This is a genomic window from Kitasatospora sp. NPDC056446, from assembly GCF_042796115.1.
In the GTDB taxonomy this organism is placed as follows: Bacteria; Actinomycetota; Actinomycetes; order Streptomycetales; family Streptomycetaceae; genus Kitasatospora.
In genome coordinates, this window is sequence record NZ_JBHTRF010000004.1 from 97,589 (window position 1) to 112,723 (window position 15,135).

At 74.7% G+C, this 15,135-nt stretch carries 14 protein-coding genes and 1 pseudogene; 2 read left to right on the top strand and 13 right to left on the bottom strand.

Annotation, left to right across the window (positions count from 1 at the left end):
• Positions 1-103 precede the first annotated feature (103 nt).
• Positions 104-346 (top strand): DUF397 domain-containing protein, encoded by a 243-nt coding sequence (locus tag ACFQ6N_RS04180; RefSeq protein WP_380646730.1) that lies wholly within the window; start codon positions 104-106, stop codon positions 344-346.
• A gap of 115 nt (positions 347-461) precedes the next feature.
• A complete protein-coding gene (locus ACFQ6N_RS04185; protein ID WP_380646731.1) occupies positions 462-1,427 on the top strand; it encodes a Scr1 family TA system antitoxin-like transcriptional regulator in 966 nt (321 codons plus the stop codon).
• A gap of 110 nt (positions 1,428-1,537) precedes the next feature.
• On the opposite strand, the gene ACFQ6N_RS04190 is transcribed toward ACFQ6N_RS04185, so the two are convergent.
• From ACFQ6N_RS04190 to ACFQ6N_RS04250, 13 genes and pseudogenes are all read right to left on the bottom strand, one after another.
• Positions 1,538-2,362 carry an SAM-dependent methyltransferase gene (locus ACFQ6N_RS04190; protein ID WP_380646732.1) on the bottom strand — a complete coding sequence of 275 codons (825 nt, stop codon included), beginning with the start codon at positions 2,360-2,362 and terminating at the stop codon, positions 1,538-1,540.
• 212 nt (positions 2,363-2,574) lie between these two features.
• The gene (locus ACFQ6N_RS04195) at positions 2,575-3,075 is read right to left on the bottom strand and encodes a hypothetical protein (protein ID WP_380646733.1); all 501 of its coding nucleotides are present in this window, start codon (positions 3,073-3,075) and stop codon (positions 2,575-2,577) included.
• Positions 3,076-3,916: 841 nt separating this feature from the next.
• Positions 3,917-5,221, bottom strand: coding sequence for an RNA polymerase sigma factor (locus ACFQ6N_RS04200; protein ID WP_380646734.1), 1,305 nt, complete (start codon positions 5,219-5,221; stop codon positions 3,917-3,919).
• The gene (locus ACFQ6N_RS04205; RefSeq protein WP_380646736.1) at positions 5,221-5,640 is read right to left on the bottom strand and encodes a YciI family protein; all 420 of its coding nucleotides are present in this window, start codon (positions 5,638-5,640) and stop codon (positions 5,221-5,223) included. The genes ACFQ6N_RS04200 and ACFQ6N_RS04205 overlap by 1 nt, the downstream gene beginning before the upstream one ends.
• 281 nt (positions 5,641-5,921) lie before the next feature.
• Positions 5,922-6,575: an NADPH-dependent F420 reductase gene (locus tag ACFQ6N_RS04210; protein WP_380646737.1), complete on the bottom strand. Its 654-nt coding sequence runs from the start codon at positions 6,573-6,575 to the stop codon at positions 5,922-5,924.
• A gap of 252 nt (positions 6,576-6,827) precedes the next feature.
• Positions 6,828-8,336 (bottom strand): carboxylesterase/lipase family protein, encoded by a 1,509-nt coding sequence (locus ACFQ6N_RS04215; RefSeq protein ID WP_380646738.1) that lies wholly within the window; start codon positions 8,334-8,336, stop codon positions 6,828-6,830.
• A 169-nt stretch (positions 8,337-8,505) separates the two neighbouring features.
• Complete coding sequence (locus tag ACFQ6N_RS04220) at positions 8,506-9,246, bottom strand: hypothetical protein (protein WP_380646740.1); 741 nt, start codon at positions 9,244-9,246, stop codon at positions 8,506-8,508.
• The gene (locus ACFQ6N_RS04225; protein ID WP_380646741.1) at positions 9,243-10,706 is read right to left on the bottom strand and encodes a DUF58 domain-containing protein; all 1,464 of its coding nucleotides are present in this window, start codon (positions 10,704-10,706) and stop codon (positions 9,243-9,245) included. Before ACFQ6N_RS04225 ends, ACFQ6N_RS04220 begins: the two co-directional genes overlap by 4 nt.
• Complete coding sequence (locus ACFQ6N_RS04230) at positions 10,703-11,803, bottom strand: AAA family ATPase (RefSeq protein ID WP_380646742.1); 1,101 nt, start codon at positions 11,801-11,803, stop codon at positions 10,703-10,705. Before ACFQ6N_RS04230 ends, ACFQ6N_RS04225 begins: the two co-directional genes overlap by 4 nt.
• A gap of 139 nt (positions 11,804-11,942) precedes the next feature.
• Positions 11,943-12,512, bottom strand: a complete 570-nt coding sequence (locus ACFQ6N_RS04235) for a hypothetical protein (RefSeq protein WP_380646743.1) — start codon at positions 12,510-12,512, stop codon at positions 11,943-11,945.
• The gene (locus ACFQ6N_RS04240; RefSeq protein WP_380646744.1) at positions 12,509-13,531 is read right to left on the bottom strand and encodes a DUF4129 domain-containing protein; all 1,023 of its coding nucleotides are present in this window, start codon (positions 13,529-13,531) and stop codon (positions 12,509-12,511) included. The genes ACFQ6N_RS04235 and ACFQ6N_RS04240 overlap by 4 nt, the downstream gene beginning before the upstream one ends.
• 113 nt (positions 13,532-13,644) lie before the next feature.
• Positions 13,645-14,103: a GNAT family N-acetyltransferase gene (locus ACFQ6N_RS04245; protein ID WP_380646745.1), complete on the bottom strand. Its 459-nt coding sequence runs from the start codon at positions 14,101-14,103 to the stop codon at positions 13,645-13,647.
• A 791-nt stretch (positions 14,104-14,894) separates the two neighbouring features.
• Positions 14,895-15,074, bottom strand: a pseudogene (locus tag ACFQ6N_RS04250) (helix-turn-helix domain-containing protein); the annotation flags it as partial.
• Positions 15,075-15,135: the final 61 nt, after the last annotated feature.

The window sequence follows — 15,135 nt, forward strand, 5'->3', positions numbered from 1 at the left end:
CTGTGAAATCCCGCACGGGATTTCACAGGCGCCCCGCCAGGGTCTTTCTCCGAACGTGTGACGATCGGAGGAATGGGCGCCAATCGGACAGCGGAGGCAGCTGATGGTGGTCCACTATTTCAACGGCATGCCGGCGGACCTGGTCGAGGCGACGGGCGGCTGGCAGAAGGCCCAGGGCAGTCAGGGCACCGGCGCCTGCGCGGAGTTGCGCAAGCTGAACGACGGCCAGGTGGCCGTACGCAACAGCCGCTTCCCGGACGGCCCGGCCCTGGTCTTCACCGTGGCGGAGATCGAGGCTTTCCTGTACGGCGCCAAGAACGGGGAATTCGACCACATGGCGGTTTGAACCGTGCATCAAACGGCCGACTCTAGCGGCTTGGCGTGACGTCGGTGCCCCCTTTGTGTGATGCTTAACCCGACCATTCGGGTGATGAGTTTTTACCCAAGGGGGGCCTGCGGCCATGGAAGATCGCGTAGTTCCGTTCGGCAGGCCGGCGGCCGATCCGCCGGGCTCCTGGGGCGTTCCCGCGTTGCTCCTGGGCGCGGAGATGAAGATCGAGCGCGAGCGCAGCACCCTGACGCAACGGCAGGTGCTGGCCAGGACCAGGATCAAGGTGTCCGCGTCGGTCTACAGCCGGATCGAGAACGGCGAGACCCGGATCGACAAGCCGGCCGTCGTGGAGCTCCTGCTGGACGCCCTCGGGGTCCGCCCCGGGCCGAGACGGCAGGACCTCCTCCGGCTCGCCGACGACGCCTCGGTGGAGGGGTGGGCCGGCGCCGTGCGCACCCGTGCCCGCAGCGCCTACCGCGAGGCCGTCTCGGACTCGATGCTGCGGCTGACCAGCCTGGAGGAGTGGGCCGAGCGGCAGATCGTCATCGACACCAACGTGGTCTCGGGGGTCCTCCAGACCCCGAGGTACCGCGAGGTGGTCACGGCCAAGACGCTGCTGGCCAGTCAGCGGAAGCTGGCCCACCGGGTGATCGAGGTCCGGGGGCTGCGCGCCCGGCAGTTCGCGGCCAGGCAGCCGAGGTCCACGCTCTTCATCCAGCGCAGCGCCCTCTACGCCGACTTCGGCGAGCCAGGGATGATGGTCGAGCAGCTCGAGGTGCTGCTGCGGTACGTGGACGACGCGTCCTCGCCGGTCGCCATCAGGGTGATCACGGTGGAGGACCCGCTGGCGATCCAGGTGACCTCGCTGATCCGGCTGAGCTTCGCCAGGGGCTCGTTCGCCGCCCCGGACGTCATCTACACCGAGTCGGGCGGGCGCGCCGAGTTCCACCGGGGCCCGATCGCGGGCGAGGCGGCGGACGGCGACTACCTCGACTACCAGGACCTCAGCGACAGCGTCATCCGGCAGGCCCCCGGGCCGGTGCCGAGCCGTGAGCTGATCGTCGAGGCGCTCGACTGGCACCGCGCCCGCCTCTGAACCCCCGGGGCCGGCGCGTCGGACACGTCCCCGCCGGGCCCGCCCCGGCCTCCGGAGCGGGCCACCGGCGGTGCGGGACAACGGCGGTGCGGGACAACGGCGGTGCGGGCTCACCCCACCGTGGCCAGGCCCCCGTACTCGATCCACTCCTGGGTGGCCTGGCGGCGGACCAGTTCGGTGTCCGGCCGCCAGTCGGTGACGTCGAGCAGGCCGACCTCCTCCTCGACGCGCAGTCGGGGGATGGTGAAGAGCTCGTCCACGTCGGCCTTCGTCCGGACCCGGCCCCAGCGGTCGCCGGTCTGCTCCCGCATCAGCTCGGTGACCCCGTGGCGGATCCGGGCGTCCTCGCTCACCAGCTGGCAGAGCACCACGACGCTGCCCGGGGCGAGCAGGCGCACGGTGTCCTCGACCATCGTCCGGGGATTTCCCAGGTCGTCGTCGGGGATGCAGTGCAGGACGGAGACGAACAGGGCGGCCACCGGCCGGCTGAAGTCGATGATCCGTTCCGCGGCGGTGGCGATCGCCCCGGTGTCCCGCATGTCCGACTCCAGGATGAGGACGTTCCGGTTCTCCTCCAGGAACGCCCGTCCGTAGCCGAGGACCAGCGGGTCGTTGTCGACGTAGACCACCCGGCTGTCCGGGTCGACGGCCTGGGCGACCTGGTGCACGTTGTCCTGGGTGGGCAGGCCGGATCCGTGGTCGATGAACTGCCTGATGCCGTGCTGCTCGGCGATGTGCCGCACCACTCGCACCAGGAAGGCCCTGTTGTTGACCGCGAGCTCCCGGGTGCTGGGCACGGTCGTCAGCAGTCGGTCGCAGGCCTCCCGGTCGGAGGGGTAGTTGTAGTGCCCACCAAGAAGATAGTCGTACATTCGCGCCACGCTCGGCGTGTCCGCGTCAATATGATCTTGCGAATCGACCCTTGTGTCGTTCATGCAGTCCCCTGTATTCACCTGAGGTCGCCGAAAGTCCTTGCCAGCAAGCAATTCTGATGATGAGTCATCCTAAGTTGCCTCCTTTGCGGTTGAAACAACCCGAGTGGGTGAACCTGTGGCGAGGCATGGCGAAGCGGTGGCGCACCGGCGCCCGGAAGGGGCGTCCAGGCGCGCCACGGTGGCGGCGACCGAGGAGCCGGCGGGGCGAGGTGTCAGGCGCCCCCGCCCCGGCCCCAGCCCCCGCCCCGGCCGGAGCCGGGACCGCAGCCGAGGCCGTGCGCACCGCGGGCGACGCCGAGGCCGGCCAGCATCCGGTGGGCTGCCTTGAGCTGCACGTACAACTCCGGTTCGTCCAGGCCCATCAGGGCCGCCGCGGCCCGTGGCGCCAGACCGAGGCCCTCGCGCAGGAGCACGGCGTCGGCGGGCCGGTCGGGCAGGGCGCGGTGCAGACGGTCCGCGCGGGAGTCACGCGCCCCGGTCCGGGCCACCGTGACCGCGTCGCGGAGCATCCGCCAGGTGAAGGCGGCGGGGTCCCCCAGGAGCATCACGCCCCAGCACAGCTCGACCCAGCACAGCACCTGCGCGACGACCCGGACGGCCAGGAAGCCGTCGCCCAGGCGGGCGTGGGCGTACATCTCGTAGCCGTGGTGGTGGAGTCGGACGAACGCGGCGTAGCCGACCAGGTCCATCGCGGGACTGCTCAGGCCGGTCATCAGCCTCCCATCGGCGTCGGGCCGTCAGCGTGCGGAGGACGACAAGCAGGGGATGAAGGGGCGCGCAGGACGGCGCAGGGCGCGCAGCAGGCGCGGGGCGCACAGGGCGCACGACGGGGGCTGAACTCCGAAACGGGGGGCGCACATTCAGCCGCGCACCCCATGCGGCGGCCCGGGCAACGGGGCGCGCACAACGGGGCGCGGGCCGGGGGCCGTCCGCTCAGCGACGGCGGGCCCGGAACCGCCCACCGGCGGCAGCCCGGCGCGTCCTCAGCAGGTCGAGGACCGGCGCGACGCGCTCCCCCGCGACCGCGCCGTCGGCACACACCCCCCAGCCGGGCGCCAACACGGTTGGGAGGACGCCGAGTCCGGCCCCTCCACCGGCGCTGCTCAGGCCGCGAAATCCCGTGAGGCCGCTGTCGCCCCTGCTAGCGTGGGAGACCACCCGGGCGGGTTCGCCCGCCCCGGAAAGGGTCGGTCATACATGGATGCGCCTCATCTTCCGTGATCGGCCCGCCCGCCTCACTCGGTGTGCGACCACCGGGTGGGGCAATCCCGCTCCGGGGAAAGGCCGTTGGGCAGAACCGTACAGCGCCCGGGGCCTGCATATGCCTCACGGAAGCCCGCGCAATCCCCCGGTCACTACCGGTCGGAAGTCGATCGGATACCGGTCGGACATCGGTCCTCTCCGTACCTCCGTGTACCGAACCCGTGCCGGATCCGCGCCGGATCCGCTCACGATCGTTCCGGCGAGCGGTCCGGCGGCGGGTCAGGCGCGCGGTCCGGCGGCGGTCCGGTGAACGGTCCGGCGGCGGCAGGCGGTTTGCCGCCCGGCGGGGGGTCACTCCAGAGCGGCGGCCTTGCGCAGCAGGACCGAGCGCTCACCGGCGTTGCGGCACAGGCGGGCGGCGAGTTCCAGTTCGGCCCGGGCCTCGACGGTGCGGCCGAGGCGGGTGAGCAGTTCACCCCGCACGGTGGGGAGCAGGTGCGACCCCGACAGGCGGCCGGAGACCGCCAGGTCGTCGACCAGGGACAGCGCCTCCCGCGGACCGCCCGCCATCGCCACGGCCACCGCCCGGTTGAGCTCGACCACGGGTGACGGGGCCACCCGGCCGAGCGCCTCGTAGAGGAGCACGACGCGCTCCCAATCGGTCTCCGCCACCGAGGGCGCCGCCGCGTGGCAGGCGGCGATCGCGGCCTGGAGGCCGTACGGGCCCAGGCCGCGCCCGAGGGTGGCGGCCCGGCCGAGCGCGGCCAGGCCGCGGCGGACCGCCGAGCGGTCCCACCGGCGCCGGTCCTGGTCCTCCAGCAGCACCGGCTCGCCGTCGGGCCCGGTCCGGGCCGGGAAGCGCGCCGCGGTGAGCTCGAACAGCGCCAGCTGGCCGTGGACCTCCGGTTCGGCGGGCAGCAGCGCGGCCAGGGTCCGGGCCAGCCGGACCGCCTCGTAGGCGAGATCGGGGCGCAGCAGGTCGTCCCCGGCCGTCGCCGTGGAGCCTTCCGTGAAGACCACGTACAGGACGCTCAGGACGGCGCCGAGCCGCTCGCGGCGCTCCTCCGGCGGGGGCAGCTCGAACGGCACCCGGGCGGCGGCGATCGTCTTCTTCGCCCGGGTGATCCGGGCCTGGACGGTCGGTGTGGGCACCAGGAAGGCGCGGGCGATCTCCTCGCTGGACAGGCCGGCCACCACGCGCAGCGTGAGTGCCACCCGGGCCTCGGGCGGGAGGACCGGATGGCAGGCGGTGAACATGAGCGCGAGGACGTCGTCGTCGACCCGGTCCGGGTCCCAGGGCAGGTCGTCCGCCCGCCCGGGCGCGGTGGCCGCGCCCGAGCTGAACTCACCGTCGGCCAGCGGGCCCGCGAGCGCGGCGTACCGCTCGTCGAGCGCCGACCTGCGGCGGAAGGAGTCGACGGCGCGCCGCCGCGCGGTCGCCAGCAGCCAGCCCACCGGACTGGCCGGCGCCCCGTCCCGCGACCAGGCGACCAGGGCCTCCGCGAGCGCCTCCTGCGCGACGTCCTCGGCGAGCGCGAAGTCCCCCGTGTAGCGGGCCAGCGCGGCGACGATCCGCGCGGACTCGATCCGCCAGACGGCCTCGACGGCCCGCCGCGCCGACTCGGCGACCGGCGGGCCGTCGGCGGCCCCGGGCATCACAGCTGGCCGGTCCGCTCACGCCACGCGCGCTCCTTGACGATCCACTCGTTGTCCTGCGGGAACTCGTCGATGCCGGGCACCCGGCGGATCTCGCACTTCGAGCCGGGGATGGCCGGGATCCGCTTGGCCCACTCGACCGCCTCCTCCTTGGAGGCCACGTCGAGCAGGTAGAAGCCGCCGAACAGTTCCTTGGTCTCGCCGTACGGCCCGTCGGTGATCACCGGGGCCTCCCCGGCGAAGTCGACCACCACGCCCTGGGACGGGTCGTCCAGGCCCTCGGCGGCGACCAGCACACCAGCGCGGATCAGCTCGTCGTTGAAACGGCCCATCCTTTCGAGCATCTCCTCGAAGGGCGTCTCCATCATCGCCGCCATGGACTCGTCCGTGCCCCGCATGACCAGCATGTACTTCGCCATCGTCGCTCTCCTTGCTCAGGGGTCGTTTCCCGACCCTCTCACCCCAAGGTCGAACGGCGCGGCCCGGGATCGACACGACGGACGAACGGATCGGATTTTCTTTTTCCGGCCCGCTCCCGCCTGCCGTCGCGGCTCCCCGCCACGCCCCCCAGCAGGGGCCGGCCGCTACCGGGAGCGGCCCGCCGCCTTGCCCAGGAGCGGGCGGAGGTGGTGCCCCAGGGCCGAGGGGCCGGGTGCCGATGGGCCTGACAGCCGAGGGCCCGCCTGTCAGGCCCGGCCTCTCAACGGCGGGCGTCGACGGCGGCCCGGGCCTGGTCGGCGGTGACCACCTCGCCGTCGAATCCGGCCTGGTGCAGGTCGCCGCCGGGGGCCTCGATGCGTCCGGCGTCGGCCAGGCCGCCGGCCCTGACCGGGTCGAACCCGGCCGTACGGATCAGCCGCTCGACGGCGTCCGCGGCACGCTCGTCGTCGCCGGCGTAGAACAGCGCGGCCCGCTGCGGTGTCCGGTTCGCGTTCGCTGCCAGGGCCTCCGCCGCGAGGGTGCCGAAGGCCTTGGCGTAGTGGGCGTCTGCGGGCAGCAGGGCGGCGACGACCGATCCGGCCGACTGCGCGGCGGGCAGCGACCGCACCATCCGGCCCTGCTCGTCGAAGGCGATCGGGTTCGACGGGTCGATCACGACCTTGCCCGCGAGCCGGGAGGAGACCTGCGGGAGCAGCTCCCTCATGGTGTCGAGCCAGACGGCGAACACGACGGTGTCGGCCTCGGTGATCGCGTCCTCGACGGAGGCCGCGTGCGCGAGCGGTCCGAGCCGGTCCGCCAGCTGCTCGGCGCCTGCCGGGCTCTTGGCGGCCAGGACGACGGTCTCGCCCCCGGCGACCAGGTGCCGGGCGACAGCGCTCCCGATGTTGCCGACGCCGACGATTGCGGTGGTCATCTCCGGTCTTCCTTCCGTTGGTGCGGGATCGCACGTGGAATCAGGAGTTCCTCGGATGCCCCGCGGGCTGTCAGTCGGCAACCCGAATGCCCGAAGGGTTCGACCCGTACGGGACGTACGGCGTCGGCGTCGGCATCGGCATCGGCATCGGCATCGGCCGGAAGTCGGAAGTCGGGCAGCCCTGGGACGAGGCAGGGCGGACAGCGCCTGAGCCGCTCCGGGGCTTTCGGCCTGCCGGGGTGGTTCGCCGGTTCACGGGCCCAGAACGGGAAAGTCGGCCTCGGCCCAAAGGGCTCGGACAGCGGCCGCCGTGTCCTCGGCGGGGCCGTCCTCCGTGCTCCATATCCTGATCCCGGCCTGGGCGGTGGCGTCACCGACCGACGGCCAGCCCGGGTCCCCGGTGGCGGCGAAGTCGGCCCACGCGCGCACCATGCGGCGTGCCAGTCCGTGGTCCGCGGGTGTGGGTGCGCCGCCGATGAGGAAAGCCAGGCAGTCGGTGTCGAGGTTGCCGAAGGCGAAGGGGATGTCCGCACAGTGCCAGGCCCGCACCACCCCGCTCGGGCCGGTGCGGCGACGGTCGAAACGCGCGAGGAACGCCCGGCCGCCGGCGCGGGCGTGATGCTCGACGAGTCGGTTGCTGTACTCGCCGAACAGGAGGTCCCCGAAGACGGCGAGGTAGACGTCGAGCACCGGGGCGTGGGGCATCGCGGCGCGGTAGCCGGCCACCAGGCCGTCTGGGAGGTGGAAGTCCTCGGCGAAGACGCCCAGTTGCTCATCGGTGGTGACCTTCGCGCTGCTGCCGACGGCGTCGAGTAGCCAGTACTCCTCCGTGGTGTGGCAGACCAGCAGGTCCACGTCCCGGGCCGCACCGGACGCCATCCCCGTGAGGGGGTCGGTGGGCAGTACGTCGCCGTCGAGGACGGGGGCGTAGAGGACGGGGTCGTAGTGGCGGGGTCCGGAGGCGGGGTCACGGCGGTAGGCGTCGACCACCGTGTCGGAGGCGGTGACCAGGGCCTGCGGAGTCGCGGATGCCAGACCCTCGGGTGTGGCGGGGCAGCCGGCTGCCTCGGCGATCTCACGGGTGGTCGCCGCAGCGGTTTCGGGCGTGTGGCAAGGGCTGGCGGCGCTGTGGGCGATGGCACGGTGGAACAGGCCGCGGGCGCGATCCATCACCATGAGGCAGGCGATCGAGGCGGCTCCCGAGGACTGGCCGGCGACCGTGACACTGTCGGGATCGCCACCGAAGGCGGCGATGTTCTCCCGAACCCAGCGCAGGGCCGCGACCTGGTCGAGCAGGCCCCGGTTGTCCGGGTGGGCGGCTGCGTCGGCGGCGGGGACGTGGCCGAACCCTTCGAAGCCGAGCCGGTAGTTGAGGGTGACCACGACCAGTCCGGCGCCGGCCAGGACGGTTCCGTCGAAGTCGGGTTGGGCCGAGGACCCGAAGGTGTAGGCCCCGCCGTGAATCCAGACCAGGACGGGCAGGCGGCCGCCCTCAACAGCCGGGGTCCATATGTTGACGGTGAGGATGTCCTCGTCACCGGGCGACCACACGGGCGCGCCGGGCAGCTCCGCCGACTGCGGAGCGACCGGGCCGAAGGCCGTGCAGTCCCGCACGCCGCTCCATGCCGGTGCCGGGGCGGGCTCCCGGAACCGGTTGGCACCGAACGGCGGGGCGGCATAGGGGATGCCGAGGACGGCGACGACGTCGGCGGAGGCCCGAAATCCTTGTACCGAACCGTTCTTCGTCATGAAGGTGTTCATCGAAAGCCTCTCAGTACGCACCGGACAGCCGCGGAGGGGAGGCTTCAGCTTTGCACCGCGCGGCACCCGAGGACCAACACCAAGATCATCACGATTGACGCACCGGTGATGTCAATTCCCGCTGCCGGCCGGTCTGCGGTACCCCGGCTCGTGAACCCGGCCCGGCGGGTCAGTGGCGGCGGCCCGGACGGCGGCGGGTGACGGGCTCGCGGGGGCGGGTCGGGTCCTCGGACGGGGGCGGTGTGCCGTCCTGGCGCAGGGCCAGGCCCACGCCGACGGCGGCCGTGGCCAGGCCCAGCACGGCGAGCGGGCGGGACCACTCGCCCGCCGTGGTGGGGGCGAAGGCGGGCGGCAGGACCAGCAGCGCGGCGGCGAGGGCGGCGGCCGCGGCGCCGGGGCGGATGCTCGGGTGCCGGGGGCCGAGCGCGTCGAGCAGCAGCAGGTGGCCGGCGAGCAGGACGGTCACCGCGAGCGCCCGCCACCAGGTCGGCTCGCCGAGGGAGGCGAGCAGGACGGATCCGGCGGCCAGGAGGGTGGTGCGGGCCGCGGACAGCCGGGCGCGCCAGGTCACCGGGGCCGGGCCGTCCGGGGCGGGGACGGCGGCCCACAGCGCGCCGACGGCGACCGGCAGGAGGCAGACCGGCCCCAGCCGGTCGGTGAGCGTACCGGTTCCGGTGCCCGCCGCGGCCAGGGCGAGGGCGGTGCCGGTGCCACGCAGGGCGGCGCGTTCCAGGCGCGGGGCCCAGCCGGTGCGGTGGGCGGCCGTACGGGGTCGGCGGGCCGTCCCGGCGAGCGTGCGGGCCGGGCGCCTCGCCGGACGTGTCGTCGGGCCGGGCGTCGGGGCAGTCGTCGGACCGGCCGTCGGGGCGGTCATCGGACCGGCCGTCGGACCTGCCGTCGGGGCGGTCATCGGGCGGCTCCCGTCATCCGGCGGCGCAGCAGCGGTGCGAGGGCCAGGTCCAGGGTCTCGCCGGGCGTGTGGCGGACCACGGGGACACCCCGCCCGCGCAGGGTGGCGCGCATCGCCTCGCGTTCGGCACGCCACAGCCGCAGCGCGAGGGCGTCGGTCTCGTCCTCGGGGCGGGCCGTCGGCTCCCCCGCCGGGATCTCGACCACGACGAGCGGGTTGCCGCGTTCGCGGACCTGGCCGAGGACGTCGAGGATGCGCTGGTCGGCGAGCGGTGTGAAGGCGTAGACGAGGGCGTGGCCGGGCATCGCCGCGAGCGGCAGGGCGGGCAGCGGGCCGCGCGGGGGGCGGTCCTGACGGACCTCCAGCACGCTCTCGACGATGCGGTAGAGCTGCCGGTCGCCGGTGGCGGCGGTGAGCAGGCGCAGGCGCCCGCCGACCGCGACCAGGCCGATCCGGTCGTGCCGGCGCAGGTAGGCGCGGGTCAGTCCGGTGGCGGCGCGCAGGGTCTCGTCCAGGCTGCGCTTTCCGGTGGCGGCGTCGATGTAGTCGGCGAGCGTGTCCAGCAGGACGACCGCGTCGGCGGCGCGTTCGGCGGCGAACTGGTTGATCTGGACGGCGTCGCGGCGGGTCGTGGACGGCCAGTGGATCCGCCGCTGCCGCTCGCCGGGCACGTACGGGCGGACGCCGACGACCTCGATGCCGGTGCCCTCCTGGGCGGTGGTGTGCTCGCCGATCCGTTCGGGCAGGCGGACCGGGACGGGGGTGAGGCGGGAGGCCTCCGGGACGGGGAAGACGTCGACCGTGCCGAGGTCGGTACGGACGGTGCGGCGGGTCAGGCCGCGGGCGTCCGGCACGTCGAGGTCGACGACCCCCAGGTGCCGGCGGCCCCAGGCCTCGGCGCGGAACACGAGGTCGACGCCGGTGGGGGTGACGGTCAGCGCGTCCAGGCTGAGGCCGGGGCCGAGCGCCACGGCCGGCTCGGGCGGGCCGATCCGGCCGTCGTGCCGCACGGTGACGTGCACGGCGACGGGCTCGCCCTCGAAGCAGCGCTGCGGCCGGACGGTGCTCTCGGCGGACAGCCGGGTGGGACGGCTGCGCCCGGGGGCCGCCAGGGCGAGCAGGACCGCCGCGAAGGCGGCCGGGGCGAGCAGCCAGGCGTGGCCGGTGACCAGGGCGGCGACGGCCGCGACGGTGGCCACCGTGAGCAGGCGCAGGGTCTGCTCGCCGGGCCGCCAGTGCGGTGGCGGCGGGCTGTCGGGCAGGCCGGCGGCGGTGGCCCGGACGCTGCGGGCGACGGCCAGTGCCCGGGCGCGGCGGGCGAACCGGTCGGTGCCGTCGCCGACCGGGGGCTGTGCGGTGGCCGTGCCCGGGCCCGTGCCCGGGCCCGTGCCCTGGTCCGGCTCCGGGCTCTGGTCCGGGTCCGGGCTCGGCGCGTGGCCCGCGCCCGGCGCGCGGTTCACGCCGTCACCGTGCGGGGCAGCGTCCGCGGTGCCGGGACGGAGGCGACCAGCCGCGCCAGCACGTCGTCCGCCTCGATCTGGCGGACCCACAGTTCCGGCTTGAGCGTGATGCGGTGGGCCAGGGCCGGTCCGGCGAGCGCCTTGACGTCCTCGGGGGTCAGGTAGTCGCGGCCCTCCAGCATGGCGTGGGCGCGGGCGAGCTGGATCAGCGCCAGGCCGCCGCGGGGCGAGGCGCCGACCTGGATCTGCTGGTCGTTGCGGGTGGCGTCGACGAGGGCGATGACGTAGTCGACCAGGTCGTCGTCGACCTCGACCCGTTCCACCGCCGCCCGCAGGGCGAGCAGTTCCGCCGGTCCGGCCACGGTCTCCAGGACCGGTTCGGGGGCCGCCCGGTCGATCCTGGCGCGCAGCATCGCCGCCTCCGTGGCGGTGGGGAGGTAGCCCATGCGCACGCGCAGCAGGAAGCGGTCGAGCTGGGCCTCGGGCAGCGAGTAGGTGCCCTCGTACTCGATCGGGTTGGCGGTGGCGATGACCAGGAAGGGGTCCGGCAGGCGGCGGGTGGCTCCGTCGACGGAGACCTGGCCCTCGGCCATCGCCTCCAGGAGGGCGGCCTGGGTCTTGGGCGGGGTGCGGTTGATCTCGTCGGCGAGCAGCAGTTGGGTGAACAGCGGGCCGGGCCGGAACACCATCTCGCCGGTGTTGCGGTCGTAGAAGGGCGCGCCGGTGACGTCCGAGGGCAGCAGGTCGGGGGTGAACTGGATCCGGCGGAAGTCCAGGCCGAGGGTGGTCGCGAAGGAGCGGGCCAGCAGGGTCTTCCCGAGCCCGGGCAGGTCCTCGATCAGGACGTGCCCGCCGGCGAGGGCGCCGAGCATGACCAGGCGCAGGGCCTCGGGCTTGCCGACCACGGCCCGTCCGATCTCCGCGATCACCGCGCGGGCCCGCTCGCCGGCCTGCTGCGGGGTCAGCGGCGCGGTCAGCGGAGGGGTTGCCGCCGGGGTCGCCGGGCCGGCTCCCGGGACGGCGTCCGCGGTGCCTGCCGGCGCGCCCGGGTCGGCGGAGTGGGCGGGACGGCGGGGGCTGGTGGAGAGGTCGGACATGACGCTCCTGCGGAAACGATTCGGTCAGTGGTCAGTGGTCAGTGGTCGAGGGCCGTAGCGGTGGTGACGGTGGCGGTGACGGTGATGGCGGTGCCGGGTGGCAAGGGCGGAGGGCCAGGCCTCCCCGGAACGCGGCGGGTCACAGGGAGTCGAGCCGGTCCACCAGCTCGCGCAGGACCGCGGCCGGGACGGGCCCGGTCGGGGTGGGCGCCAACGGGTCGATCCACGGCCACAGTCGGGGCCCGAGGAGTTCGGCCGCCCGGTCGCGGTCGGCCGACAGGTCCAGGCCGTGGACCTCCGACAGCCGTACCGCGTACAGCCGTTGGAGGCGGAAGCGCAGCGGCGCCGCGTCCCCCTTCGGGTCGAGGCCCTGGCGGACCGTCCAGCGCCAGTCGCCGAGGCCGGGCTCGTACGCCTCCATCTGCCGAGGCCTGCGGCGCAGGGAGCCGATCCCGACGTCCGCCCCGGCCACCCGGCGCGCGACCAGCAGGGCGACGACGGCCAGCAGCACCGCGCCGGCGCCCGCCCCGGGCCACCCGCCGACCAGCGCGAACAGCACCTCGGCGAGGACGGCGGGCACGGCCAGCTCGATCAGGCTGTGGCGCACCGATCCCGGCCGGGCGAGCCCGTGCTCCTGCCCGCCGGCGGGCGCGGTGTCCCGGGGCGTGGTGTCCCGGGGCGTGGTGTCCCGGGGCGTGGCGGCGCTCATCGGTGCCCTCCCTTGGTGTGCGCTCCCGTGGCCGCCGTCGCCGTCGCCGCCGTCGCCTCGGTGGCTGCCGTGGCCGCCGTCGCCTCCGGCGCTCCCGGTGGTGCGGCGTCCGCGAGCCGGGCCGCGATGGCGTCCAGGGCCGCCCGGGCCCGGCGCACCTGCGCGTCGTCCATCGGGTGGGTCGAGTACCGCGCCTCGCGGAACAGCGCGGTGAGCTCCCGGGCCCCGACGGCGTCCACCCGCTCGTCGGACAGGACGCGCCCGAGCAGCTCCGTCGGGCTCTCCCACGCGTGCCGGGGCAGGCCGGAGGCGGCCAGGGAGCCCTCCATCGCCGCGTAGCAGGCGATCACCGCCGCCCGGGCGTCCGCTCCCGTGAGGGCCCTGCGGCCGGAGTCGACGGCCTCGGCGAGGACGGTCTCCGGGCTCTCGGCCATGGGCGCGGCGGGCAGCACCTCGGACAGTTCCTCCTCCCGGCGCCTCAGCCGGCGCAGCCGGAGCAGGAGGACGACACCGAGGACGACGGCGGCCACCACCGCCAGGACGAGCAGTGCGACGAACACCACCCCGAGCCCCCCGCCGACCTCCGCCGGGACCGCCGGCGGCGGGGGCGAGGGCTCGGCCGTGGGGCTGGGGAGGGCAATCCGCATCGGCGGCTGGGGCGGGGCCGGGTCCGCGGCCCGGCTGCGCAGGACCAGCAGCAGGACCGGCACCGCGGCGGCGGCCGGCGGCAGCAGGAGCATCGCCGCCTCCCGGAGGCGGTCGGCCCGGGGCGTCGGCCCGTCGAGGTGCCGGACCTCCTCGCGGTAGCGCATCGCGAACCGGCCGACCAGCGCGGCCCAGCCGAGCCCGAGCAGCACCACGAACCCGAGGGAGCCCACCGGCCCGGTCGCCGCCGTGCCCAGGAGCCCGCCGTCGGGGCGCAGCGCCGCGGCGGCGAGCAGCAGCCCGACGACGACCAGCAGCACCCCGGCCGACCGGCCCCACCGCCCGCGCCCACCCGACGGTGGCCCAGCGCTCATACGAACCCCCCGGCTCCCCGCGCGCGACGGCGCGCGGCCTGCAGCGTCGCACACCGACCATCGCGGTGTCACCTACCGTCCCGGGCGCCCCTCCCGCCCCTGCCGCCGCCCGCTCAGAGCCGCATCAACCCGGCGGCCGTCGGCCGGAATCCGCACTGCCCGTAGAAGGACTCCAGGTGCGGCTCGTAGTCGACGTGCAACCACTCGGCGCCGCGCGCCCTCGCCTCGTCGGCCGCCGCCCGCACCAGCCGGATCCCGAGCCCGCGCCGGCGCTCGTCCGGGTGCACCGTCGTGTCCAGGACGAAGGCATGCGCGCCGCCGTCACCGACGACGTTGACGAATCCGACCAGCCGGCCGTCCCTGCGCGCGGCGACCCAGATCAGGCTGCGGGCCGGCACCGGCGCGAACGAGGTCGGCCGTGCGCGACGGCGGCCGCGGCTTCGACGAGGGCCCGCTGGCCCGGCGTGGCCCGGCGGGTCCTCGTCTGGTCCACGAAGCGGCCCAGCTCTGCCCGGATGGTGGCGGAGTCCAGAGACCGGACAGCGGGCAGGATTACCTCGATGACGTGACACGCCTGATCGAGCCGATCGAGGCCGGCCATGGCTGTGGCCTGACGGATCGTGAAGCGAGTACGGGAGTTGCCGTCCGGCGGGACCGCGGGGTCGCGCTCGAGTTCGATGGCGAACAGGTCGGCGGCCTGCTCGAAGCGGCGGAGGCTGACCAGGCACGACGCCTCGATGAGGCGCGGGCTCCCGTTCTCGATGCGTGGACCCCAACGGGCTCCGCACCGGTTGTCCTCGTGGGCGTGGCCCCGCGACCGCTCCAGGGCTTCACGGCAGGCCTGGTAGTCGCCGAGGGACGCATGCCCCTGGGCTTCGCGCCGCGCGGCGTGAGCACGGATCAGTGGCGTTGCCGCCGCCTGGCCGGCGGCCTGTCCGGCCAGGCGGATCGCGGCGGCGGCGTCGCCGCGGTGCTCGGCCATGGACGCCTTGCGGACGAGCGCGTAGGCGGCCATTGTCTCGTCGCCGCCGTTCGCACCCCAGCGGACCGCGAGATCGGTCCAGCGCAATGCCTCGGCGACGTTGCCCGCCTCCTGCGCCATCCAGCCCGTGTACTCGGCGAATCCCGATGCCAGCAGCCAGATTTCGTGGCGTTCGTCGGCTCCGGCTCCGGCCTGGGAAGCGGTGTCGGTCAGGATCCGCGCAATGGACCGCAGCGAGGCCTCCACGAATCGGGGACCGGTGGATCTGCCGATGTCCTTCAGGTCCTCCAGGATCCGCCGGTACCCGGCGACGAGGGAGTCGACCTCGACGGGGCGCTCCGCCGGTACGCCGCGGCGCGCGGTTTCGGCGCGTTCGATGAGTACGCCGTCGGCGTCGCACGCCGCGTCGCATGCCGCGGCGACAGCCGGCGTCGGGTTGCGGCGCCCGCTCTCCAGGTTGCAGATCTGCCCTTCGGAGACGCTCGCGCGCCGCGCGAGCTCGCGCACGGTCCATCCCCGCTGCGCTCGGAGCCTGGCCAGTTCGACGCCGAAGTCCCCCATAGCAGCCAGGGTAGGAGTCGACGCCCTCGCGGGGCAACGGCGGCGCGGGCTTCCGATCGCT

Coding starts and splice junctions, on each gene's coding strand:
- ACFQ6N_RS04180 (WP_380646730.1), top strand. CDS start 104: ATGGTGGTCCACTATTTCAACGGCATGCCGGCGGACCTGGTCGAGGCG.
- ACFQ6N_RS04185 (WP_380646731.1), top strand. CDS start 462: ATGGAAGATCGCGTAGTTCCGTTCGGCAGGCCGGCGGCCGATCCGCCG.
- ACFQ6N_RS04190 (WP_380646732.1), bottom strand. CDS start 2,362: ATGAACGACACAAGGGTCGATTCGCAAGATCATATTGACGCGGACACG.
- ACFQ6N_RS04195 (WP_380646733.1), bottom strand. CDS start 3,075: ATGACCGGCCTGAGCAGTCCCGCGATGGACCTGGTCGGCTACGCCGCG.
- ACFQ6N_RS04200 (WP_380646734.1), bottom strand. CDS start 5,221: ATGCCCGGGGCCGCCGACGGCCCGCCGGTCGCCGAGTCGGCGCGGCGG.
- ACFQ6N_RS04205 (WP_380646736.1), bottom strand. CDS start 5,640: ATGGCGAAGTACATGCTGGTCATGCGGGGCACGGACGAGTCCATGGCG.
- ACFQ6N_RS04210 (WP_380646737.1), bottom strand. CDS start 6,575: ATGACCACCGCAATCGTCGGCGTCGGCAACATCGGGAGCGCTGTCGCC.
- ACFQ6N_RS04215 (WP_380646738.1), bottom strand. CDS start 8,336: ATGAACACCTTCATGACGAAGAACGGTTCGGTACAAGGATTTCGGGCC.
- ACFQ6N_RS04220 (WP_380646740.1), bottom strand. CDS start 9,246: ATGACCGCCCCGACGGCAGGTCCGACGGCCGGTCCGATGACCGCCCCG.
- ACFQ6N_RS04230 (WP_380646742.1), bottom strand. CDS start 11,803: ATGTCCGACCTCTCCACCAGCCCCCGCCGTCCCGCCCACTCCGCCGAC.
- ACFQ6N_RS04235 (WP_380646743.1), bottom strand. CDS start 12,512: ATGAGCGCCGCCACGCCCCGGGACACCACGCCCCGGGACACCACGCCC.
- ACFQ6N_RS04240 (WP_380646744.1), bottom strand. CDS start 13,531: ATGAGCGCTGGGCCACCGTCGGGTGGGCGCGGGCGGTGGGGCCGGTCG.